Raw genomic sequence first — 294 nt, forward strand, 5'->3', positions numbered from 1 at the left:
TCACAGTATTTCCTGAAATCGTAACCCCAACTGACGGACTCGAAGTATAAACATAAGAAGCATTATAATTTGTAATAGTAAAACTTCCAGTTGCAACACTACAAGTTGGCTGTGTTACGTTACTTAATGTTGGCTGTGTCGGGGTAATAGGTTGCGCATTAACTACATTACTTACTGAAGCCACAGAAATACATGCCCCTAACTTAGCGGTTATTGTGTAAGTTCCCGCAGGAGCAGTGACCGTATTACCTGAAATCGTAACTCCAACCGATGGACTTGAAGTATAAACATAAG

1 protein-coding gene is annotated in these 294 nt (G+C 40.1%); it reads right to left on the reverse strand.

Annotation, left to right across the window (positions count from 1 at the left end; genetic code table 11):
• On the reverse strand, positions 1-294 hold a 294-nt coding region (locus A3SG_RS22010), incomplete at both ends, for a hypothetical protein (RefSeq protein WP_035664937.1).

This window comes from Flavobacterium sp. ACAM 123 (genome assembly GCF_000264055.1).
In the GTDB taxonomy this organism is placed as follows: Bacteria; Bacteroidota; Bacteroidia; order Flavobacteriales; family Flavobacteriaceae; genus Flavobacterium.